Consider the following 23,852-nt stretch of genomic DNA (forward strand, 5'->3'; position numbering starts at 1 on the left):
AAGATAATTATAATAATTTTTTATAGTCCAAAACAAATCATAATTATTAACTAATTATACTATTTTTGCTTAAAATCGATATTATGGAAGAAATTCTTAAACAATTTCCAAACTTAACTGATTTTCAGATACAACAATTTGAAAAACTGCAATCTTTGTACGAAGATTGGAATTCTAAAATAAACGTAATTTCCCGTAAGGATATTGACGAATTATATTCCCGTCACGTATTGCATTCGTTAGGAATTGCTAAAGTAATCGAATTTCAATCCGGTTCTAAAATTATGGATGTTGGCACTGGTGGAGGATTTCCTGCTATTCCTTTGGCAATATTGTTTCCAGAAACTCATTTCTATGCAATTGATATTATTGCAAAAAAAATTAAAGTGGTTACGGAAGTTATAAAAGCTTTAGAATTAAAAAACATAAAAGCCGAACAAATGCGTGCTGAAAATGTTAAGCATGAATTTGATTTTGTTATTAGTAGAGCCGTTACCAACATGCCTGATTTTGTTTCTTGGGTGCGAGGGAAGATTAAATCAAAATCAAAACACGAGTTGCCAAACGGAATTCTATATTTGAAAGGCGGTGATTTATCGGAAGAATTAGCAGATTTTCCAAAAGCAACCGAATATAATTTATCCGATTTTTTTAAAGATGAATTTTTCGAAACCAAAAAAGTGGTGAATGTGCCGTTGAAGTGATAATAAAAAAAGTCCCAATTTGGGACTTTTTTATTGAATATTAATTTTGGTTACCCTTTCACAATTTTCTTAGTAACACTTCCGTTTTCATTTTGGATAGTTATCAAATATACCCCATTAGATAAGGTAATAGGAATTTCTATATTTCCGGTTATGGTTTCGTTTGGAGCTGTAAAAATCGTTTTCCCTAAAATATCAGTGATTGTGATGGTTGCATTTTCAATAGCATACGAAGTGTTTATTTGAACTGAATTTGCCACCGGATTGGTTATCCACAAACTATTTAACGCTGTGTTTTGTTGCGTGGATAATGGTTGTAATATTTCGCTCAAGGCAAATGCTACATTAGTGTCCGTTAAGGTTACGTGGTTTTCGTTTGTTGTTGGAATAGACGATGCAAGAAATGGTGTAACCGAAGCACTGGTAACCGGTGAATACAAATTAGTAGTATTAGAAATAGCCATCGAACTCAAAACTGGAATAAAATCGAAATACATAATGTTTAGATTGTTCATGAACTCGGTTAATATTGCGTTTCCAGTTCCTATTGAGGATAAAGTATTCATATCAAATCTTCCGCCTGGTGCTGAATCCAATCCGTCGGTATAGGTTGGTGCTTTCGATTTTGCAAAACTTTCATATCCGGTAATCCAAAAAAGTATCAATTGCTGCCCTTTAAAGTGGCTAACTTCAATTGCGTTTTGAGCGATAGAAGGAGTGAAATTCAAATTTATAATGGCACGTTGTGAAGTAGTTATATTGAAAGTATGGTTCATTACTACCATTCCTGGGGTCCCTGTCATGGTGCTGTTTCCTGCTCCATTTGCAATAGCAACATTTCTAGTAGTTGCAGGGAATCCCATTGTGTTTAATTCTGTTTGGAAAGCCGTTCTATAATTAGGACATCCTACAGGCAATAATGCAGAAGTAGGGGTTGCTAAAAATTCATAGGTGTTAGATGGAGCACTTAGGGAAGTGTTTAAATGTCCTTCAAACTGATCAATCAACATTTCTCTGGCAGCAGGACTTTTCAACATGCCGTTTACTAAGGCCTGCATAGTAACATCTCCTACAGGACCAAAGCCCATGTAATTGAATAAATGTTGGAATCCTATTGGTACATTGGCTCCAAGATGCGGGGAATCGAATGAAATGTATAATCTTGTTTGGTGCGTTAAACTGTTTTGCTCCATGTAGCGCAAAGCATATCTAGAAATTAAGCCACCCATGCTTGGCCCGATAACAACGTTTTGAGCATTCCCAACTTTTTGTGCGTTAATTAGATTGATTAATTCCACCAAAACCATAGCATTTCTTTGTATGTAATCTACTCCGCCATCAACAACAGTAGTTGTTCCAGTTCTGGTGTAGGTTGGAAAGTTCAAGATCACAACATCATATCCTTGGGCACGAAGAATGTCGCCAAGATTTTGTCCTGTGGTTCCGTAGTTTAAAAGCGAATAAATACCCGGAATATTTCTAGCATCTCCTGGGTCAAAACCGTCTAAAAGGAAAATAGGTTTGTCTAAGATACCATTCACTGTGTCTGGAAAAATTTGATATTCTGCTTGACCTAAAAACCCTTGCGTTTCACCATATCCTTGGTAAGGAATTGTTGCTGTAATGGTGTTTATGACGTTTGGATTTAGGGCTTGTTCGTTTTTTTTTGTATCCGAAATAGTTGGACAATCTACCTCTAAAGCAATGGATTGTTCTATCGTTTCTCCTGTAGAAAGGGTAATTTTAAAATGAATTATTTGATTCCCATTTTTAGTAAAATTCAATTGGAATGCTTCGTCTGTAACTACTGTTTGCAATGTTTTAGAGTCGTTATTACTAACCAAAACGGAAGTAATGGTTTTGCTTGTAGTATTGAAAATCAAATTACTTTTCAGAATAAGATTAACTGAATTGTTTTTAGATTTTGGTAACAAAGCACCAAGAACTGTTATACTATGTTTGTCAAATGGTGCAGCAATTCCGGGTTTCAATTCCATTTGATTATTGGAATTTAAAAACACATTTTTATTTTCTATTTCTGATTTTTTAATGGTTTCAAAATCGGAAATTAAAATAGATAACGGAATTTGATTTTGTGTAAAACCACTATTTCCGGATTCTTTAAGGGTTTCTAGTTTTGGTAATCTTTGTTCAAAATCGGCACGTTGAATTTCGTGGTAAACTTGCAGAAAGTTGTTGGTAGTAACTCCTTCTAGTTTTAAATTGGTTGCATTGGAAACGTTATAAACCCTATCGTAAAGGATATTAGTTTTAGTTTTATTTTTCAATAAATCATACGTTTTGTCTTGGCTAAAGCCTAAAACAGAAAATAACGAAAATACAAGTAAGGTAATTTTTGATTTCATATGGGAACTTTATTTAAAAAACGAATATACAAAAATTTTGTAATTAGCAAAAAAAAAGCTCAAACATTTCTGAATGAGCTTATTGAAATAGTAAAAAACTTCGAACTTAGTACCTCGTATTTAGCACCTCGTACTTTGTAAATTGTACCTCGTACCTTAAATTATTCTCCCAAAAACGGGTATCTATAATCTTCTGGAGTAATAAAGGTTTCTTTTATAGTTCTTGGTGAAACCCAACGCAATAAATTTTGCATTGAACCTGCTTTATCGTTGGTTCCTGAAGCTCTTGCGCCACCAAATGGTTGCATTCCGACAACGGCTCCTGTTGGTTTATCGTTAATGTAGAAATTACCAGCAGCGTTTTGTAATGCATTAGCAGCTTCTACAATTGCATATCTATCTTGACTGAAAACAGCTCCTGTTAAGGCATATTCCGAAGTTTCGTCTACCAATTTTAATGTTTCGTTCCATTTAGAATCTTCATATACGTAAATAGTCATAACAGGTCCGAAAAGTTCGGTTTCCATAGTGGCGTATTTAGGATTGGTGGTAACAATAACGGTAGGTTCAATGAAGTACCCTTTCGATTTATCGTAATTTCCACCAAGGATAATTTCGGCATCGGAATCTTTTTTGGCTTGGTCAATAAAACCTGCTAATTTATTGAATGAACCTTCGTGAATAACAGCTGTTATGAAATTGCCAAAATCTTCTGGCGATCCCATTTTCATAGAATTCACGTCGGTAATTAATTGTGCTTTTACAGCTGGCCATAAACTTTGCGGAATATAGGCTCTTGATGCAGCGGAACATTTTTGTCCTTGAAATTCAAACGCTCCACGAGTAATTCCTGTAACGACTTGTTTTACATTGGCAGAAGGGTGGGCAACGATAAAATCTTTTCCTCCGGTTTCTCCAACAATTTTTGGATAGGTTTTATATGTGTGGATGTTGTTTCCAATTTTTTTCCAAATTTCTTTGAAGACAAATGTAGAACCGGTATAATGCACTCCAGCAAAATCGGGACTTGCTAAAACAGTATCGGTAATCATAACTGGGTCGCCAAAAACTACATTGATAACGCCATCTGGAACTCCTGCTTCTTTGAAAATATCAATAATTATTTTGGCAGAGAAAACTTGGCTGTCGCTTGGTTTCCAAACTACAGTATTCCCCATTAAGGCAGCACTTGCAGGTAAATTGGCAGCAATTGCAGTGAAGTTGAATGGCGTAATGGCGTAAATAAATCCTTCTAAAGGGCGGTATTCTACTTTATTCCAAACATCCGAAATGGATTTTGGTTGGTCGTTATAAATTTGAGTCATGAATTCAACGTTGTAACGTAGGAAGTCAATTAACTCGCAAGAAGCATCTATTTCGGCTTGAAAAATAGTTTTTGATTGGGCAATCATAGTAGCAGCATTAATGCGTGCTCTGTAAGGACCCGCGATTAATTCTGCTGCTTTTAAGAAGATCGCTGCGCGATGTTCCCAAGGCATTTGTGACCAAGTTTTTCTTGCTTCTAATGCTGCTGCTATGGCGCTTTCTATATGTTTTTTTTCAGCTATATGATAGGTTCCAACGATGTGTTGGTGGTCGTGTGGTGCCGACATGGTTTGGGTAGTTCCTGTGCGAACTTGTTCGGAGCCAATGTACATTGGCACATCGATAGTTTCGTTCCACATTTTTTTGTAAGCTGCTAAAACTGCTGCTTTTTCCGGCGAATTAGGAGCGTACGATTTTACGGGTTCGTTGACCGCATTTGGTACGTGATAGAATCCTTTTGACATGGTATAGATTGTTAGTATGTTAGACTTTTAGAATATTAGATTGTTAGAATATTAGATTGTTAGACTCTTTATTATTTATTTTTAGCAAAAAATCAATATGTAACAAAAGTACAAAGGTTTTTTTGAATTTTTGATAACAAATAGTATTAAACTTTGGAGTTGGCCCTTTTGTTTGGGATAGGCTTAGCCCAGATAGAAATGGAAAGCTTTGCGAAGGAAAAAGCTATTTTTTCTTGACTAAAAACAGCGACCCTAGGAGCTCGTTTTTAGGCTTAGAAAAAAAGGTTTTTACTAGCAAACTTGTAATGGATAGCTGGAGTAGCTTCTAATTTAAGGCATAAGGGGCACTCAATCGGAAGACGGGAACGATTACTCTAAAATTTTTGGTGGTGGTGAAATTGATCATGTTGAAGAACCCTTTCATGGCTCCGTGTGGGGAAGAAAGAAGGCAGCCTGAACTATAGGTGTGGGTTTCGCCAGGTTTTAAAACTGGTTTTTTGCCAATGACACCTTCGCCATCGACCATTTCTATTTCGTTTAGAGAGTCGAAAATTTCCCAATGGCGAGAAATTAATTGCACAGAGTCTTTGCTGTAATTTTCGATAGTTATCTCGTAAGAAAAGGCAAAATGTATCTTATAGTTTTTGAAGTAAGTGCCTTCAAAACTAGTGTTAACCGATATTTTTATGCCTCTTGTTATTTGTGTAACCATAAACTAACTTTTTGTAAAGTTACAAAATTATTGAATTGTCAATTATTTTATGTGTTAAAAAAGTATTAATTGATAATGTCTGTTGAGGTTGCAATTCCTTTTCCGATAACTCTATCGTAACGTTGGTTGTTTTCGCGGTAGTAAATGATGGCGTGGTAGTTGTTTTCGGTTTGCCAAAAGTTGCCGTCAATAGCATCTTCATTGTCGATTTTCCCTTTGCTATCTGCAACAGAGTAGGAATAATTGGTAAAGCCTTGTTTGACCATCATTGCTTTTTCGTAAATGCCCTTTTTTTCGTTGTAATCCATTTTGTTTTCATCGGTAAGGGCGTAGTTGTTGAACATACCAGTGATGTAAATGTTTTTGTTTTGATAAAAAGCAGGTGCCGAAAGGGAGAAGTAAATCCAAGCATAATCGGCTTCAATTTCGCTGTTTTCGGCATTTAAATTATTCACTAAAAAATTACCGTTAATGTCTGGCCAATAGGTGTATTGTTGGGATGCTCGTGCGTTATTAGTATAGAGATAGCAACTGTACAAACCACTTCCGGTATCTATACGTGCAATGCTGTTAGTGGCGGCACGGATGTTTTTGTTTTCAAAGAAAAGGTATTCGTTGCCTGCCCAAAATTGGGTTTCGGAATCGTATTTGTAAATTAAATCGTTGCCAATGGTATACATGGGTTTGATGTTGGTAATGGCATTGTCCAATCTTCCGTTTTGCAACAACATCACTTTGATGTTGGTAAGCGGACTTTGAAACGTAATTGCGCCAGATCGTACCGCAAAATCTAAATTGTGTTTGAAGGGCAAATCGGGATTGGTTCTGGCTCTTTTAACTTGTATAGGTACCGAAACCAAATCTTCGTAAACGATGAATTTTCTGGAAAAAATTACTTCTTTACTATCGTTTAGGATGCTAATAATATAGTTTCCGCTAACTTTTAACTGGGTTACTTTATTGGGAAAAGTTAGTTTGTAATGGGAGTAAATTTGAAGAGCATTAAATGAGTTGGAATATTCTTGAATTCTTTGTTCGTTAAAGCCACCTAAATATTCGTTTACCGATAACTGGGATTGCTTCCAATCGTAATCGCAATGGGTGATTTTGTAGTAGTAATTATCCTCCGATCCATGAAGGTCATCAAATTGCAGTTGGAAGGCATCTCCTAATAAAAACAATGGCACGGCATTTTGTCCGTTTTGAACAAACGAAATGGTTTTGATATAAAAAGGAGGGAGCACCTCTTTTTCTTGAGCGAAAGTAGTAGCTGCGGTAAAAACTAAAACTGCAAGCAGTAGATATTTTTTTAACATAAACATTTTATTATCAAATGTAAAGATAGTAAATTTTATTATGGTATGATTTGTATCTTTTTTTTAGATAGATTCAAAATGTTAAATTTAATTTTTTTGTTAAAACTATTATAATAAATAGTAGGTTTTTAGGTTATTATGATATCTTTATTAGAAACAAAAAATATATTTTTATGAAACAATTGCACACCACATTGTTATTGTTATTGGCATTTCCATTGTCAATAATTGCGCAAGATTTGAAAGGAACCGATGCGATTCCTTTAGATTCCAATGTAAAAATTGGGAAGCTATCGAATGGATTAACGTATTACATACGTAAAAATTCTAAACCCGAAAACAAGGTAGATTTACGATTAGTTGTAAATGCAGGTTCCATACTAGAGAGCGACGAACAGCTAGGCTTGGCGCACTTTATGGAACACATGAACTTTAACGGAACCAAGAGTTTTCCGAAGAATAAATTAGTAGATTATCTGCAAAGTATTGGGGTGAAATTTGGGCAGCATTTAAATGCCTATACTAGTTTTGATGAGACGGTTTATTTTTTGCCGATACCTTCGGATAGCCCCACAAAGTTAGAAAATGGTTTTAAGATTATTGAAGACTGGGCTTTTAATGCTAATTTGACTCCGGAGGAAATTGATAAAGAACGAGGGGTAGTTCTAGAAGAATACCGATTAGGACTAGGTGCAGATAAAAGAATGGAAGAAAGGTATCTTCCAAAAATGATGTACAATTCTCATTATGCAGATCGATTACCAATCGGAAAAAAAGAGATTTTAGAAAAATTCACATATGATAAATTAGTTAGTTTTTACAAAGATTGGTACCGCCCAAATTTAATGAGCGTAATTGTTGTTGGAGATATTGATGTGGCTCAAATGGAGCAAAAAATCAAGGACCATTTTGGAAGTTATAAAAATCCTAAAAACGAACGCCCTAGAACAGTTTATGAAGTACCTAATCATAATGAAACTTTTGTTTGTGTCGAGAGCGATAAAGAAGCATCGGATGTTCAGGTTCAATTACTTTATAAAGATGCTGGGATGCCTAAAAAAGCGGTTACCGTTGGAGATTATAGAAATGATCTAATTAAAGGGTTGTTTACAGGAATGTTGAACAATAGACTGGAGGAGTTAACCCATTCTCCAACTCCACCTTTTATATATGGTTTTTCTTATCATGGGGGAACTTGGGCAAGAACTAAAGAAGGATATCAATCTTTTGCAATGACACAAGAAGATAAACAATTAGAGGCTTTAAAAGTTTTAGTTACTGAAAACGAACGAGCAAAAAAATATGGTTTTACACAAAACGAATTGGACAGAGCTAAAGCAGATGTATTAGCTAATTACGAAAAAAGTTTTAATGAAAAAGACAAAACTAATTCGGATAGTTTTGTAGGAGAATACCAAAGAAATTTTTTAGAAAAAGAAGTTATCCCAGGAATTACTTGGGAGTTTGAAACCACCAAAAAAATGTTGCCTTCTATTCAACTTTTGGATGTAAATAGTTTGATAAAAAATTATGTAAAAAACGACAATAGAGTTGTTGTTTTTACCGGTCCAGAAAAGGAAGGCTTGAAAAAAGTTACAGAACAAGAAGTGTTAAAAGTTTTAAACATTACGGATGCAGATATTACTCCTTATAAAGAAGAAGCAACTGCAAAAAGTTTACTTAGAAACGAAGTAAAATCTGGTTCTATAGTAAAAAAAGAAGCCAATGATAAAATTGGAACTACGACTTTGTTTCTTTCTAATGGAGCTAAAGTAACGTACAAAAAAACCGATTTTAAAAATGATGAAATCTTAATGGAAGGCATCAGTTTTGGCGGAAGTAATTTGTATTCTAATGAGAATGCCAAAAAAGTGCAATTTGCCAATGGAGGTCTTACAGAAGCAGGATTTTCTGGATTAAAACAAACGGACATCGACAAATTCATGTCGGGTAAAATAGCAATGTCAAGACCTTATATTTCTAATATAACCGAAGGATTTAGAGGTAATGCAACTCCAAAAGATTTAGAATATTTATTTCAAATGACTTATGCCTATATGACGGATTTGAATTTTGACAAAGATGCTTTTGAAAGTTACAAACAAAAACAATCGGGGTTCTTTAAAAATCTTTCTTCGCAACCAAATGTTTATTTTCAACAAGAGTTTTACGGTTATTTAATGAAAGAAAATCCTAGATTTCTTGGTATTTTTCCAAATGATAAAACGTGGGCAGAAACCGATTATCTGTTAGCATATAATAAATATAAAGAACGATTTGCTAATGCTGGTGATTTTGAGTTTTTCTTTGTTGGAAATGTTGATGATAAAGTAATGGAAGAACTTTCAGCTAAATACCTAGCTTCTTTACCATCAACTACAACAAAAGAAAAAGCGGTAGATTTAGGTTACCGAATGCTTAAAGGAGATTTAAAGAAAACAGTAAATAAAGGATCGGATGCCAAAAGTAACGTAACCATTATGTATTATGGAGATGCCGAATATTCTCCCAAAGAGGCAATTACTATGCAAGCTTTAGGGGAAGTATTAACTATAAAATTAATAGAAGAATTAAGAGAAAACGAAAGTGGGGTTTACGGAATTTCTGCAAGAGGTAGCATGAGTAAAGTACCTAATGGTGGTTATAATTTTTCTATAGGTTTCCCATGTGGACCAGAAAATACCGATAAATTAGTGACATCAGCCTTAAACGAATTACAAAAAATAATTGATAAAGGTCCGGAGGATAAAGATGTAGCAAAATTTAAAGAAGCGGAATTATTAGAATTTAAGAAAAACAGCAAGGAAAATAAATTTTGGATGTCTAATTTCACCAAAGCTTATACCAACGGAATAAGTGCGGATGAGGTATTGAAAACAGAAGAAAACATCAATGCGGTTAGCGCTAAAGATATTCAGAATGTTGCTCAAAAGTATTTAACCAAAGATAAAGTAATCGGAATTTTATTGCCTGAGGCAAAATAGTTAGCAATTACTAAAAATGAAAAGCCCTGTTTGTATCTTACAAACAGGGCTTTATCTTTTATATAAATAATGATTATTTAAAACAAACCGGAATAATTTCTCCTTTTGCCAAACAATATTTTTCTACCAATTCTGGAGTAAGTTTGGCTGTGTAATCTTCTTCAATAACTTTGAAACCGATGCTTCTTAATTTGTCAAAATAGTCTCTTCCGTATACTCTAACATGATCGTATTGCCCGAAGATTTTAGCGCGTTCTTTTTGATCAACAATAGAATCGTCTGAAAAAGTAGTTGCTCGTGATAACTCTTGCGGAATTTGAAATATCCCCATACCACCGGGTTTTAATACCCGATATAATTCTTGCATCGCTTTGGTATCATCTGGAATGTGTTCTAAAACGTGGTTGCAAAAAATAATGTCGTAGGCATTGTCTTCAAAAGGCAAATTACATATGTCTGCTTTTACATCGGCCAAAGGCGAAAGCAAATCGGTTGTTGTATACTCGATATTTGTTTGCTTTTTAAAACGTTTGTAAAATTCTTGTTCGGGAGCAAAATGCAATACCTTTTTCTTTTCTTTTGAAGTAAAAAAATCGGTTTCATTTTGCAAATACAACCATAATAAACGGTGTCTTTCTAGTGAAAGTGTACTTGGTGAAAGCACGTTGTTGCGTTGGTTTCCGTAGCCATAAGGCAAAAACATACTAAAACTTTTCCCGTCAATTGGGTCGGTAAACCGACTTCCTTTTAAAAGAAATGCTAATATTGGTCGCACCACAATGCTCAATCGAATTAGTATTGGCCTCGGAATGGTATTTAAAATAAACTTGAATATTTTTTTCATGATTCTTTTTTACACGAATTTCACGAATTTGCACAAATTTTATTTCTGTATAATTTGCACAAATTTAAAAACTTCGTTTTTTTAATTACAAAATTATTCTTTTGTATTTCACACTATCTTCTCCAAAATTCACTAATAAACCTAATTTGTTTTTTGAAGATGCTAAATAATTTAGAGTCTGTTTAGTATCGCTTATGGTTAATTGCGATATTGCTTTAACTTCAAATATTATTTCTTCAAATACTACAAAATCGGCATTGTATTTTCTAGGAAGAATAATATCTTTATATTGTATTTTATATTCTTTTTCTCTTTCAAACGGAATAGCATTTATTTTGAATTAATACTCTAATGCGTCTTTATAAACAACTTCAGTATGCCCTTTACCAAGAACATTATGAACTTCCAGCATAAACCAATTATTTTATAGACTTCTTCTTTTAAATATAAATCCACCATTTTAAAATATTTTACTTTAACATAGTGAAATTATTAAAGCAAAACAATTCAAAAAATAAAACGAAGTTTTATTAGTGTAATAAACAAGTAAATAATTAGTGAAAATTAGTGAAATTCGTGTCTAACTCAACGGTTGTCTTCTAAACTCATCTTCTTCATTACTCACAATGCCCAAAGCATCATAAACATATTTAAAAGTAGATAAAATTTCTGGTTTTCCATCAATTAATGCTACATCGTGTTCAAAGTGCGCGCTGGGTTTACCATCGGCAGTTAGAATTGTCCAACCATCTTTTAGTTGCTTTACATTTTTAGTTCCCATGTTAATCATCGGTTCAATTGCAACTACCATTCCTTCAATAAACATTTTGCCACGACCACGTTTTCCGTAATTTGGCATTTCGGGATCTTCGTGCATTTTTCTTCCTAATCCGTGGCCCACAAGTTCACGAACAACTCCGTAACCATGGCTTTCACAATATTTTTGGATAGCACTTCCTACATCTTCTACGCGATTTCCAATTCGGAATTCCCGTATGCCCACATAAAGACTTTCTTTAGTAACTTGTAATAATTTTTTTACCTCTGGAGCCACCTCACCAATTTCAAAACTATAGGCATGATCACCATAAAATCCGTTTTTCAAAGCACCACAATCTACAGAAATAACATCGCCTTCTTCTAGCGGTTTGCTATTCGGAATCCCATGAACTACCTGTGTATTCGGACTCACACATAAAGTATTAGGAAAGCCATAAAGACCTAAAAATCCTGGGACAGCCCCGTGATCTCTTATGCATTCTTCGGCTAATTTATCTAAATATAAAGTAGTTACCCCTGGCTTAATAACTTTGGCTATTTCCCCTAAGGTTTTAGAAACAATAAGCGCACTTTCACGCATTAATTCAATTTCTTCTCTTGTTTTTGGAATAATCATTGTCTTGATTTGAGAGCGCAAAAATAGTGAAAAGTGTTCAGTATTTGATCTTCCTTTGTAGAAAATTTATAACTCTAGTTATTGTATTAGAGCAGTGTAATTGGAATTTGGAGTTTTAATTTTTGAAATTTTCTCTAAGTATGAGTTTTGTCATATTTTTTAGTTGCTTTAAATTTTAACTTTGTACAAAATTTATTAGGTATGAGTAAATATGTAACCGCAGCCGATGCTGTAAAAGTCGTAAAATCTGGAGATAGGGTTTATCTTCAGGCTGCCGCAGCAGCACCCACTATATTAGCCAATGCATTAACCGAAAGAGCCTCCGAATTGCGCAATGTGGAAATTTGCCACTTGCATGTAGAAGGAGAAGCACGCTACGCCAACCCCGCTTTGGCCGAAAGTTTCCATGTAAATTCTTTTTTCATTGGAGCCAATGTGCGCCATACTTTAAAAGCAGGAAATGGTTCGTATACTCCGGTTTTCTTAAGTGAATTACCACATTTATTTCGTAAAAATGTATTGCCAATTGATGTTGCTTTTATTCACGTTTCACCTCCCGATCGTCACGGATATTGTTCACTTGGAGTTTCTGTAGAAGCTACCGTTGCCGCTATAGAAAACGCCAAAATTGTAGTGGCACAAGTAAATCCGCAAATGCCAAGAACCTTTGGTGATGGAATTTTACACGTAGATGAAATTGATTATTTGGTGGATGTAAATATGCCAATTTATGGTCACGAACCCGAACCATTTACTTCCGAAGAAGAAAAAATAGGCGCCTACATCGCTTCCTTAATTGATGATAGAAGCACCCTTCAAATGGGGATAGGATCTATTCCAAATGCTGCTTTGAGCAAATTAACCAACCACAAAGATTTAGGCTTACACACTGAAATGTTTTCCGATGGGGTGATTGATTTAATAGAAAAAGATGTCATCAATTGCAATTATAAAGGCACTCTAAGAGGTAGAGTTTTAGCCACTTTTTTAATGGGTTCCAAACGTTTGTATGATTTTGTAAGCGACAATCCGTTTATAGAAATGAAAGAATCTTCAATGGTAAACGACACCGCTCGAATTCGTAAAAATCCTAAAATGATTGCTATAAATTCGGCTATAGAAGTGGATCTTACCGGACAAGTTTGTGCCGATTCTATAGGGCCACAAATGTATTCCGGCGTTGGTGGTCAAATGGATTTTATCCGAGGTGCATCACTAAGTCCAGGCGGAAAAGCCATTATTGCATTGCCATCCACTACCAAAAAAGGCGTTAGCCGTATCGTTCCTTTCTTGAAACAAGGAGCCGGAGTTGTTACTACAAGAGCCCATATTCATTACGTTATTACCGAGTACGGAATTGCCGATTTATACGGAAAAACCCTACGCCAACGTGCAGCCGAGTTGGTTCGGATTTCCCATCCCAACCATCGAGAAAGCATCGAAAAAGAATACTACGAATTATTTAATAAAATGTAGATTTTAAATAGATTATTTTTCATTTTTTTATATCCTAATAGGTTTTTTTAACCTGTTAGGTATTTTTTTTATCAGAAGTGAATGGTTTACCTATTTTAGGAAAAGGCAATTCCCGCTTTCATAGTATATTTTTTATTTTGAGTATCATTGTAAGCCCATATTTAAATTATATATTTAGAGAGTTGTCAAAAGGTAGGAATATAATTATATAATCAAGAAATAATTATTTTAACCCATTCATGCAACCATTTTACATCGACTCTCGTCTATGCTAATAGAAGTCTGTTTCTAAAGCGAATTACGGAACACTAATCGCTGAACAACGAACACTAATTATGAAAGTAATCCACTTACATACCGAAGAAAAAGAACTGATCGAACAGGCTGTCGAGAGTAACCGGCATGCACAACACCAGATTTATTCTAAATTTTCGCCTAAAATGTTAGGAGTTTGTAGGCAATACATTAAAGATTTGCATTTGGCAGAAGACGTAATGATTACCGCTTTCATGAAAGTCTTTACTAGTTTGAAAAACTTTAAACACGAAGGCAGTTTTGAAGGTTGGATACGACGAATAATGGTTAACGAATGTATCTCTTTTCTTAGGGTTCAAAAGAAAGTAAAATTTTTAGAAGACGAGAATTTCCGGGAAGAGAGTTCTAATAACATTGAAAGCCAGTTTTCTGTTGACGATATTCAATTTTTAATAGATAGTTTGCCCGATGGTTATAAAATGGTATTCAACCTTTATGCAATAGAAGGATATAAACATCAGGAAATTGCAGAAATATTGCAAATAAAAGAAGGAACTTCCAAATCACAATTATCGCATGCCAGAAAAATATTGCAAAATAATATTAGCAAATTAAAAAATTACACCAATGGAACCGAATAAATTAGAAACCCAAATAAAAGAGCAACTCAATGCTCGCGAAATCCAACCTAGCCCAATGGCTTGGGACCGATTGGACGCAATGTTGACGTTAGCCGAAGATAAAAAAACTAAACGTTTCGCTTTTCTATCCTATAAAGATATAGGTATAGCAGCAAGTATTTTACTTTTTATTTCACTTGGATTGTTTTACTTTTCTCCGAAAGAAAACGCCATTAAACCAGAAAATAACGTTGTTATTGGAAATGATAATGTCAATAGTAATAGCAATAACAATAGTAATAACAATACATCAGTAAGTAGCAAACAAGAAGAACAAGTTGTTGAAGCAACTAACAACAAACCAACAATAAACCAGGAACTACAACCTACAACCCACAACCCTCAACCTATAGTAAATCCATTAATTATTCAGGATAAAGAAATTGAGTTTCAAAGCAACGAAGTTATCGCGCAAAATCAACTTCCAAGAATAGAATTTTCTAAAGAAATTAGGGTTTCCAATTCTATAAAAGTAAATGCTATAGATTTGTTAGCAGCAGTAGATACACCAACAAAATCAAATACAAGTCCAAAAATTACAGTAAACGCCAACAGTCTTTTATCTCAAGTCGACGGAGAATTAGATGAAACTTTTAAAGAAAAAGCTTTAAAAAGAATAACCAAAAATTACAAGGAAATTAAAGTTGCTTTACAAACTAGAAACCAAGAATAAAAGCAATTACAATTTCAAAAATCAATTTCAATCCCAATTTTTAAAACCAAAAAAATGAGAAATTTTATAATTTACTTAACGTTATCCCTATGTCTTTTAGCAAGCAAATTAGTTGCCCAAGAAACTTTTGAAAGCAAAGCAAAAGCCATTGCCGAAAAAATAACTAGTATTACTAATGAAGAAAAAGCCAAATTAAGAACAGAAGTAGAAGGAGTAAACCTACAGCTTGAAAAAGGCAATATCACCAAAGAACAAGCCGATGATAAAAAGAAAAAATTAGCCGAAGCAAGAGCAGCAATTATTGAAAATAGAATTGCTTTTGTTCAACTTGAATTAAAAGATTTGGTGCAAAAACAAGTGGATGGGAAAATCAAAAGTTTTGATAATAAAGCAAATGTATACGATAGTGTTGTATATTACGGAAAAAAACATAAAATCAAATACACAGTAACTGATAGTACTTATATAGATGTAAAGGGTATTAGTAGAAGGTTGTTTGTCAATAAAAATATTGATTATGAAAAGAGAACTACCTCACAGATGGTCTTAGCAACTGGATTTAATAATCTTGTAACTAATGGAGCCGTGGCCAATTCCGATTTCAAATATAATAGATCTGTTTTCTTTGAATTGGGAATATCTTTCAATACACGAATTTTTAAAACCAACAATATTTTTCACTTTAAATATGGCTTAACAGGGGTTTATAATGGGTTGACAGCATCGGAAAATCGATATTTTGTAGATACTAACGGGCAAACAACTTTAGCAACTTATCCAACAGAGTTAAGACAAAGAGATACTTATTTTAAAAATGTTTTTGTAACTATTCCATTGTTTTTGGAGTTTGATTTTTCGAAAAAGAAGTTTGATAAAAATAATAATAGAATTTTCAAAATTGAAGAAGGATTTCGATTTGGTATTGGAGGTTTTGTTGGATATAACACGAATTCCAAACAATTCCTTTCTTACGAAGAAAATGGTTACAGAGTAAATGAAAGACAGAAGGGAAATTGGAATGTGCCAGATTGGAATTATGGTTTAAGTACCTATGTTGGATATAAACAAACTAGTTTATATTTAAAATACGATTTGAATCCAATGTTTAAAAATAATATTGTGAAGCAAAACAACATTTCTTTAGGAATTCGTTTCGATTGGAATTAATAATGATTTGTTAGATTAGTTATGCTTTTAAAATCCTTTCTAAGTTATTTAGGAAGGATTTTTTTGTTTTATAAAAATTAGTAACTTTGAAAAAAAATAATGCAATGATTACCAATATCAATCAGTTAGATTTAGATAAGATCTATTCGTATGCCGATTATCTTACTTGGAAATTTCAAGATAGGTTGGAACTCATTAAAGGAAAAATTTCTAAAATGAGCCCCGCTCCAAGTACATTCCATCAAAAAATATCCAGTAATTTAGTAGGTATTTTGTGGAATGAATTTAAAAATCATCCTTGCAAATTATTTTCTGCCCCTTTTGATGTTCGATTATTAGATAAAAAAAAATCAACACTAGACAAGGATGTTTTTACCGTAGTGCAACCCGATTTATGTGTCATTTGCGATGAAGATAAGTTGGATGCTCGTGGTGCTTTTGGTGCTCCCGATTTGGTAATTGAAATTCTTTCGCCAGGAAATTCCAATAAAGAAATGAAATATAAATTTGATTTATATCAAGAAGCAGGCGTTTTAGAATATTGGATTGTTAATCCACAAGATAAAACTCTTTTTATTTATATTTTAAAAGAAGATCAATTTATAGGCTTACATCCTTTAATTGAAGAAGATGTAATTGCTAGTCCACTGTTTCCAGAACTCAATTTTGTTTTAGAAGAAATTTTCCAATAGGTTTTATTGTTTAAAAACGTGTAACTTTGAAACCTTAGAACCTATAATCTTAGAACCTAAAATTGATTACCAAAGAAACCATAGATAAAGTTTATGATGCTGCTCGAGTGGAGGAGGTTATCGGCGATTTTGTACAATTAAAACGCGCCGGTAGTAACTACAAAGGGTTAAGTCCGTTTTCAGATGAGCGATCTCCTTCGTTCATGGTTTCTCCTGTGAAACAAATTTGGAAAGATTTTAGTTCTGGTAAAGGAGGAAATTCTGTGGCTTTCATCATGGAGCACGAACATTTTACCTATCCGGAAGCCATTCGCTATTTGGCAAAAAAATACAACATCGAAATTGAAGAAACCGAACTTTCTAACGAAGAAAAAGAAGTTGCCAACGAGAAAGAGAGTTTGTATTTGGTTTCTGAATTTGCAAGCAAATATTTTCAAGACGTTTTGCTTAATACCGAAGAAGGAAAAGCAATTGCCTATTCCTATTTCAAGGAAAGAGGATTTACCAACGATACCATCAAAAAATTTAATTTAGGATATTCTCCAGCCACTTGGGATGCTTTTACTAAAGAAGCACTCGGTAAGGGATATAATTTAGAATTTCTTGAAAAAACAGGTCTTACCATTGTTGGCGAAGGCAAACAGTTTGACCGATTTAAAGGTCGGGTGATGTTCCCTATTCAATCCATGTCGGGACGAGTTTTAGGTTTTGGAGGAAGAATTTTAACCAACGAAAAAAAAGCGGCTAAATATTTAAACTCCCCCGAAAGTGATTTGTACCATAAAAGTAAGGTTTTATATGGGATTTTTCATGCCAAACAAGCCATTGCCAAATTAGATAATTGTTTTTTGGTTGAAGGGTATACCGATGTTATTCAGATGCACCAAGCCGGAATTGAAAATGTAGTTGCCTCTTCTGGGACTGCTTTAACTCCAGATCAAATTCGGTTAATTAATAGACTTACCAAAAACATCACAGTTCTTTTTGATGGGGATGCTGCCGGATTAAGAGCTTCCATTCGAGGAATCGATTTGATTCTAGAAGAAGGTATGAATGTAAAAGTATGTACTTTTCCAGATGGTGATGATCCCGATAGTTTTGCAAAGAAAACACCGCTGCAGGACTTGACGAAGTACCTCGAAGACAATGCAATGGACTTTATTCAGTTCAAAGCTTCTCTTTTGATGAAGGATGCTAAGAACGATCCTATTAAAAAAGCCGATTTAATTCGGGATATGGTTGCTAGTATTTCTAAAATTCCAGATAGAATAAAACGGGAAGTTTATATTCAAGAAGTATCCCGAATTATGGATATTTCCGAGGAAGTGCTTTTTAATACCTTGGCACAACTGGTTAAAAAAGACATCAACGAATTAGGAAAAAAACAAAAAGAGGAGCAAAAATCATTTGAAGTTGTAAAAAATGAAAATGTTATTGCTGCTGTAAATGTGGATATCCAATTTGAATTGGAACATAAGATTATTGAGATACTTTTAATCTATGGCAATGTAGAAGATGAATTTGAAGAAGTGCTACTTAAAACCAACGCAAACGGCGATCTGGAAGAGGTTAAAGAAATGAATCGGTACAAAGTACACCAACGCATTTTTTTAAGTCTTCAAGAGGACGAAATAGAACTTGCTAATCCTTTGTTTAAAAGTATCTATAACGATTTGATTCATTATTTTAATCAAAATGAATCGTTCGAATTAGACCAATATTTTTCCCAACTACCTAGCGAATTGTCGCAAGAAGTTACCACTATCTTAATGAACGACGAGCGCGAAACCTTGCATAATTGGGAAGCTAAAAACATTTTCGTTAAAGGAAAAGATAAAACTATTAGCCAATACGTATCCGAAACGATAGTAACACTTCGTTGGTTTTTGGTTAACAAAATAATAGATGAATTAAAATCCTCTATCACTAAAGATTCAGAAATAGATAATACCGAAACACTTTCTATGGTGATGGATTATTTAGGGTTGACCAATATATTTTCTAAAAAACTAGGGAGAGTAATCTCAAGGCACAATTAATAAAAAAATTTAATCTCAATTGGTTTTGGGGCTTCCCAATTGAAATTTCTTAAACTATCTCTAAATTTTTGGCTTTATTTACCAAATCAACCAAATTAGATACGTTTAGCTTTTGTAATAGACGAAGCTTGTAGGTACTTATCGTCTTTTCGTTTAGTCCTAAAATTTTGGATATTTCATTATTCTTTTTACCATCGCTTAAATAGCGCAATACTTCAACTTCTCTGTTGGATAGCTTTCGGTAAATTTGTTCGGTTTTATTTTGCTTTGCAATAAGAACCAAATTTTTCCTTACTGTATCATTCATGATTACAATCCCTTGTGCAACTCTAAGTATTGTTTTTCCTAGAGTTTCCAGTTTGGAAGATTTATGGATAAATCCTGATGCGCCTGCTTTTATAGCATTAGAAGCATATATTTTTTCGTTTAAGTTGGTGAAAACTAAAACTTTCGTATTAGGAAAGCTCCTTATTATAGCTTTCAACTCATAAATGCTTTTCAACCCGTTCAATTCGAGATCGATTACCAAAACATTTATCATTTTATTTTTTAAAGCCTCGGGAATCATTAAGAAACTTCCTACATTAGAAGTGATATTAATTTCCGGATGGTCTTTAAAATAAGATTTTACGCCGTAATGAACCACAGGTAAATTATCAGCCAGACAAACACTTATCATAACTTTATATTTAATAGATAAAAAAATTCACATATTTATATAGTAAAGCTACAAAATAAAATTAAAAAAAGAAAGAAATTTTATTATTATTGTTGCAATTCAATTGGAATTTCACAAATTGGAATAGGTAACATCTTGTGTTTGTTGATTTTATTAAGTCTATTGTATATGGTAACAACTTCTTTTTCTCTTTCGGAATAATTAGCAGAATTTCTCCTTTTTTTCTCTTCTTCTAGCATAGCCCATTCTAACTCGTCGTAGCTTGCACCCAATTGATCTTCATCTGTTCGGTTGTCACCAAACAGTCCATCGGTGGGTTGAGCATTCTGAATCGAATCGGGGATTTGTAAATATTTACCAAGAGCAAAAACATCACTTTTCATTAAATCGGCTATCGGACTAACATCTACACCTCCATCACCGTATTTTGTGTAAAAACCTACACCAAAATCTTCCACTTTATTTCCAGTTCCAGCTACTAAAAAACCATGAATTCCAGCAAAATAATACAAGGTAGTCATTCGTAATCGGGCACGGGTATTCGCTAGTGCTAAGTGGTATTTTGTTTCATCCGTACTTTCAGGCATTTCTGTTTTAAAAGCTTCGTAAATAGGGGTTAAATTAGCTTCGGCGGCACTCACGTTTGAAAACCTTTTTTGCAGTTGACTGATGTGTTCTTTCCCTCGGCTCACTTGGTTAGCCGCTTGATGAATTGGCATTTCTATGCATAAAGTAGGTAAGCCAGTTTGAGCACAGAGGGTTGAGGTAACTGCAGAATCTACTCCGCCTGAAATTCCAACCACAAATCCGTTTACTTTTGCGTTAACAGCGTAGGTTTTTAACCAATTAACAATATGGTCATTAACCTTTTCCACTGCAATTGTACTTTTTTTACCCATAGTTTAAGAATGAATTAAGATTTGGTAATGTATATTTGCAAAAATATTAAAATTAAGTATGCAAAAATATATTTATCTCATCGCATTTGGACTATTATTTTTTTCTTGTGATAAGCAAAGCAAAATTGAAAGTGCCGTAGAAAAAATCCCAGTAACTATTAAGCTACATCGTTTTGAACAAGCATTTTTTGATGCTAAACCAAAAGATTTACCCAAAGTTAAAATGGCTTTTCCTGATTTTTTTCCTATTGAAACTCCAGATAACGTTTGGATTGAAAAAATGCAAAATCCGCAATGGAGAGAATTGTATGCGGAAGTAGAAAAGAAATATAAAAATTTTGGTACCGAACAAACCGAGATTGAAGATTTATTCAAACATATTAAATACTATTTTCCAACGGTAATTACTCCACAGATTTACACTGCTATTGGTGAAATGGATTATCTTAATAAAGCTATTTATGCTAATGATAAATTGGTTATTGCATTGGAATTATATTTAGGAAAAGACCATAAATTCTACTCGGAATTCCCCGCTTATTTAAGACAAAATTTTGAGCAAAGACAAATGCTTCCGGATATTGTTTCTAGTTTTTCCTATGGTATTTTACCTGCTCCAAAAGACAAAGAATTACTATCCCTAATGATAAGTTCAGGTAAGGAATTGTATTTAAAAGATATATTATTGCCTGATTATAGCGATGCAGAACGTATAGGATATACCGAGGATCAAATAAAATGGTGTGCCGAAAACGAAGATTATATGTGGCAATTTTTTGTGAGTAATAAATTGCTTTTCAGCACCGATTCAAGATTGCCTAACCGGTTTGTTAATTTAGCACCATTCTCTAAATTTTATTTAGAAATTGATAACGAAACTCCTGGTAGAGTAGGGCAATGGGTAGGTTGGCAAATAGTGCGCTCCTACATGCAAAACAATGAAGTTACGGTTACCCAATTACTTAAAATGGATGCCAAAGAAATATTTGAAAAATCAAAATACAAACCAAAAAAATAATGAGTAAAAGCGAAACCTCCGAAATAAAATTCACTATTGAATTAGACGAAAATAAAGTCCCAGAAAACTTAACATGGTCGGCACAAGATGGTGGAATTCAAGATGAAGCAGCCAAAGCAATTATGTTGTCTATTTGGAATAGCGAAAAGAAAGAATCCTTGCGAATTGATTTATGGACTAAGGATATGCCTGTAGATGAGATGAAAATCTTTATTTACCAATCGCTTTTAGCCATGGCAGATACTTATGAACGTGCAACTAACGATGAAAAAATGACGGAAACGATGCGTGATTTCACGGATTATTTTGCAGAGAAATTAGAGTTGAAAAAATAACATTTCAATTTTTAGATATAAAAAAAAGGAAAAAGCTGTTATGTTTTTTCCTTTTTTTTATTGTTGAATTTAAAACGAATTCATATCCTTAAAAACAGTTTCGTTGATGCTTTCAATGTAATCTAAAACAGCATCTTTACCGGTTCCTTCCGTTGCTGAGGTTACAAAGTAAGGCGGAATCTCCTCCCAATTGTTGGCGTGAAGTTGCTTTTTGTATGCGGCAATATGTGAATCAATTTTGGTTTTACTAATTTTATCTGCTTTCGTAAAAATAATACTAAACGGAATTTCAGTTTCGCCAAGGTATTCTATAAATTCTAAATCTATTTTTTGGGCTTCCAATCGAATGTCAATTAAAACGAAAGCACAAACTAATTGTTCTCTGCTTTCAAAATAATCGGTAATGAATTCCTGAAATACTTGCTTTGTTTTTTTAGAAACACGAGCATATCCATAGCCAGGTAAATCTACTAAAAACCAATTAGCATTAATTTTGAAGTGATTAATTAATTGGGTTTTTCCAGGTTTACCAGAAGTTTTCGCCAAGTTTTTATGATTGGTAAGCATGTTTATTAGTGACGATTTTCCAACATTGGATCGTCCAATAAAAGCATATTCTGGCAAGCGTTCTAAAGGACATTTAGTAACGTCAGAGTTGCTAATTATAAATTCGGCGGTGTTAATTTTCATTTTATTGTCATTGCGAGGCACGAAGCAATCTCTTTATTTTATAGTGGTTTTCATTAATAGGAATTCAGATAATTTATAGTAACTGAATTTTTGTTTCGTTAATACTTTCGATAAAAATATTATTTAGTTTCTTTTAAAGTTTCACTTTTTTCGTGCAACCACACTTCTAGTAATCTGTTAAATTCTTCTGGTTGTTCCATCATGGCTGCATGCCCACATTTATCTATCCAATAAAGGGTAGAATTGGGCAGTAATTTCTCAAATTCTAAAGCAACTTCTGGAGGCGTAACGGTATCATTTCTTCCCCAAATGATGCATGTAGGAATGTGCATTTTTGGCAAATCCTTAGCCATATTGTGGCGTATAGCACTTTTGGCAATGGTAAGTGTTTTTATAAGTTTTATGCGGTCGTTTGCCATAGCATAAACTTCATCCACTATTTCTTTTGTAGCAATTTTTGGGTCATAAAAAACCGCTTCGGCTTTTTTCTGAATATAGTCGTAATCTCCTCTTCTAGGGTAACTATCTCCCATAGCACTTTCATATAGTCCAGAACTTCCAGTAATTACAAGTCCTAGCATCTTTTCAGGATACATTTTGGCATGGTACAATGCTATGTGTCCACCAAGTGAATTGCCTAATAAAATTACTCTTTCATATCCTTTAAAAGTGATAAAGTCTTTAACGTATTTTGCAAATGCTTTTACGTTGGTTTTTAAGATGTTTTGGGTGTAAATAGGTAGTTCCGGAATAACAATTTTGTATCCTTTTTGCGAAAAATAATCTGCTACACCATCAAAATTGCTAAGCCCTCCCATTAAGCCATGAAGAATCACTATCGGAGTTCCTTCCCCAATTTCTAAATAGCTGTACCGTCCTTCTTTTTTAATGATTTTATCCATTTTAAAAACCCTTTTTTTCAATTGTTACAAATATAGACTTTTATCTCAACAATCATAGAATTCACTTAAATATTTAAGTAAAACCAGTAGTTTATAAACGTTTGTTAATATTAAAAACACCTTTTCTTAACCTGCAATATTTCAAGTAGTTATTAAGATTTTTTTATATTTTGTGTTTCAAATTTTATTGAATAATATTCAAAAATAAGATCTTTTTTTGTTATATTAATTTGAA

21 protein-coding genes are annotated in these 23,852 nt (G+C 33.6%); 10 read left to right on the forward strand and 11 right to left on the reverse strand.

Annotated features, from left to right (window positions below; all coding sequences use genetic code 11):
- The first annotated feature begins 83 nt into the window (after positions 1-83).
- Positions 84-704: a 16S rRNA (guanine(527)-N(7))-methyltransferase RsmG gene (rsmG, locus tag ACIQ2J_RS06230; protein WP_396167556.1), complete on the forward strand. Its 621-nt coding sequence runs from the start codon at positions 84-86 to the stop codon at positions 702-704.
- 50 nt (positions 705-754) lie between these two features.
- On the opposite strand, the gene ACIQ2J_RS06235 is transcribed toward rsmG, so the two are convergent.
- From ACIQ2J_RS06235 to ACIQ2J_RS06250, 4 genes are all read right to left on the reverse strand, one after another.
- The gene (locus ACIQ2J_RS06235) at positions 755-3,070 is read right to left on the reverse strand and encodes a T9SS type A sorting domain-containing protein (protein ID WP_396167558.1); all 2,316 of its coding nucleotides are present in this window, start codon (positions 3,068-3,070) and stop codon (positions 755-757) included.
- 161 nt (positions 3,071-3,231) lie between these two features.
- Positions 3,232-4,860, reverse strand: coding sequence for an L-glutamate gamma-semialdehyde dehydrogenase (gene pruA / locus ACIQ2J_RS06240; protein WP_396167561.1), 1,629 nt, complete (start codon positions 4,858-4,860; stop codon positions 3,232-3,234).
- 325 nt (positions 4,861-5,185) lie between these two features.
- Positions 5,186-5,572, reverse strand: coding sequence for a Co2+/Mg2+ efflux protein ApaG (gene apaG, locus ACIQ2J_RS06245; protein WP_396167563.1), 387 nt, complete (start codon positions 5,570-5,572; stop codon positions 5,186-5,188).
- 65 nt (positions 5,573-5,637) lie between these two features.
- The gene (locus tag ACIQ2J_RS06250; protein ID WP_396167565.1) at positions 5,638-6,888 is read right to left on the reverse strand and encodes a DUF5103 domain-containing protein; all 1,251 of its coding nucleotides are present in this window, start codon (positions 6,886-6,888) and stop codon (positions 5,638-5,640) included.
- Between the two features lie 173 nt (positions 6,889-7,061).
- Here ACIQ2J_RS06250 and ACIQ2J_RS06255 point away from each other — a divergent pair, with 173 nt between their 5' ends.
- Entirely contained in the window at positions 7,062-9,872 is a 2,811-nt protein-coding gene (locus ACIQ2J_RS06255) for a M16 family metallopeptidase (protein WP_396167567.1), read from the forward strand.
- A 73-nt stretch (positions 9,873-9,945) separates the two neighbouring features.
- Here ACIQ2J_RS06255 and ACIQ2J_RS06260 read toward each other — a convergent pair whose 3' ends face one another.
- The 3 genes from ACIQ2J_RS06260 to map all read right to left on the reverse strand — a co-directional run bounded on the left by ACIQ2J_RS06260 (position 9,946) and on the right by map (position 12,112).
- The gene (locus ACIQ2J_RS06260; RefSeq protein WP_396167569.1) at positions 9,946-10,716 is read right to left on the reverse strand and encodes a class I SAM-dependent methyltransferase; all 771 of its coding nucleotides are present in this window, start codon (positions 10,714-10,716) and stop codon (positions 9,946-9,948) included.
- Between the two features lie 85 nt (positions 10,717-10,801).
- The gene (locus ACIQ2J_RS06265) at positions 10,802-11,050 is read right to left on the reverse strand and encodes a GxxExxY protein (protein WP_396167656.1); all 249 of its coding nucleotides are present in this window, start codon (positions 11,048-11,050) and stop codon (positions 10,802-10,804) included.
- A 246-nt stretch (positions 11,051-11,296) separates the two neighbouring features.
- Complete coding sequence (gene map, locus ACIQ2J_RS06270) at positions 11,297-12,112, reverse strand: type I methionyl aminopeptidase (protein ID WP_396167572.1); 816 nt, start codon at positions 12,110-12,112, stop codon at positions 11,297-11,299.
- Between the two features lie 201 nt (positions 12,113-12,313).
- Here map and ACIQ2J_RS06275 point away from each other — a divergent pair, with 201 nt between their 5' ends.
- From ACIQ2J_RS06275 to dnaG, 6 genes are all read left to right on the forward strand, one after another.
- Positions 12,314-13,588, forward strand: a complete 1,275-nt coding sequence (locus ACIQ2J_RS06275; RefSeq protein WP_396167574.1) for an acetyl-CoA hydrolase/transferase family protein — start codon at positions 12,314-12,316, stop codon at positions 13,586-13,588.
- Between the two features lie 335 nt (positions 13,589-13,923).
- Positions 13,924-14,484 carry an RNA polymerase sigma factor gene (locus ACIQ2J_RS06280; protein ID WP_396167576.1) on the forward strand — a complete coding sequence of 187 codons (561 nt, stop codon included), beginning with the start codon at positions 13,924-13,926 and terminating at the stop codon, positions 14,482-14,484.
- Positions 14,471-15,196 carry a hypothetical protein gene (locus ACIQ2J_RS06285; protein ID WP_396167578.1) on the forward strand — a complete coding sequence of 242 codons (726 nt, stop codon included), beginning with the start codon at positions 14,471-14,473 and terminating at the stop codon, positions 15,194-15,196. Before ACIQ2J_RS06280 ends, ACIQ2J_RS06285 begins: the two co-directional genes overlap by 14 nt.
- A 54-nt stretch (positions 15,197-15,250) precedes the next feature.
- The gene (locus ACIQ2J_RS06290) at positions 15,251-16,363 is read left to right on the forward strand and encodes a hypothetical protein (RefSeq protein WP_396167582.1); all 1,113 of its coding nucleotides are present in this window, start codon (positions 15,251-15,253) and stop codon (positions 16,361-16,363) included.
- Positions 16,364-16,467: 104 nt separating this feature from the next.
- A complete protein-coding gene (locus ACIQ2J_RS06295; protein ID WP_396167659.1) occupies positions 16,468-17,055 on the forward strand; it encodes a Uma2 family endonuclease in 588 nt (195 codons plus the stop codon).
- Positions 17,056-17,117: 62 nt separating this feature from the next.
- Positions 17,118-19,094, forward strand: coding sequence for a DNA primase (dnaG, locus tag ACIQ2J_RS06300; RefSeq protein ID WP_396167584.1), 1,977 nt, complete (start codon positions 17,118-17,120; stop codon positions 19,092-19,094).
- 49 nt (positions 19,095-19,143) lie between these two features.
- On the opposite strand, the gene ACIQ2J_RS06305 is transcribed toward dnaG, so the two are convergent.
- Together ACIQ2J_RS06305 and nadE are read right to left on the reverse strand one after the other, a co-directional pair.
- Entirely contained in the window at positions 19,144-19,773 is a 630-nt protein-coding gene (locus tag ACIQ2J_RS06305; protein WP_396167586.1) for a LuxR C-terminal-related transcriptional regulator, read from the reverse strand.
- An 86-nt stretch (positions 19,774-19,859) separates the two neighbouring features.
- Positions 19,860-20,672 (reverse strand): NAD(+) synthase, encoded by an 813-nt coding sequence (gene nadE / locus ACIQ2J_RS06310; RefSeq protein WP_396167589.1) that lies wholly within the window; start codon positions 20,670-20,672, stop codon positions 19,860-19,862.
- A 58-nt stretch (positions 20,673-20,730) separates the two neighbouring features.
- Between nadE and gldB the strand changes: the two genes are divergently transcribed.
- Positions 20,731-21,690, forward strand: a complete 960-nt coding sequence (gene gldB, locus ACIQ2J_RS06315; RefSeq protein ID WP_396167591.1) for a gliding motility lipoprotein GldB — start codon at positions 20,731-20,733, stop codon at positions 21,688-21,690.
- A complete protein-coding gene (gene gldC, locus ACIQ2J_RS06320; protein WP_396167593.1) occupies positions 21,690-22,025 on the forward strand; it encodes a gliding motility protein GldC in 336 nt (111 codons plus the stop codon). The genes gldB and gldC overlap by 1 nt, the downstream gene beginning before the upstream one ends.
- Before the next feature lie 69 nt (positions 22,026-22,094).
- Here the strand turns inward: gldC and yihA are convergent, their stop codons facing one another.
- Complete coding sequence (gene yihA / locus ACIQ2J_RS06325; protein WP_396167595.1) at positions 22,095-22,715, reverse strand: ribosome biogenesis GTP-binding protein YihA/YsxC; 621 nt, start codon at positions 22,713-22,715, stop codon at positions 22,095-22,097.
- A gap of 119 nt (positions 22,716-22,834) precedes the next feature.
- Positions 22,835-23,617, reverse strand: a complete 783-nt coding sequence (locus ACIQ2J_RS06330; protein ID WP_396167598.1) for an alpha/beta fold hydrolase — start codon at positions 23,615-23,617, stop codon at positions 22,835-22,837.
- Positions 23,618-23,852 lie beyond the last annotated feature (235 nt).

Origin of the sequence: Flavobacterium sp., from assembly GCF_044357305.1 — a bacterium.
Classification (GTDB): Bacteria; Bacteroidota; Bacteroidia; order Flavobacteriales; family Flavobacteriaceae; genus Flavobacterium.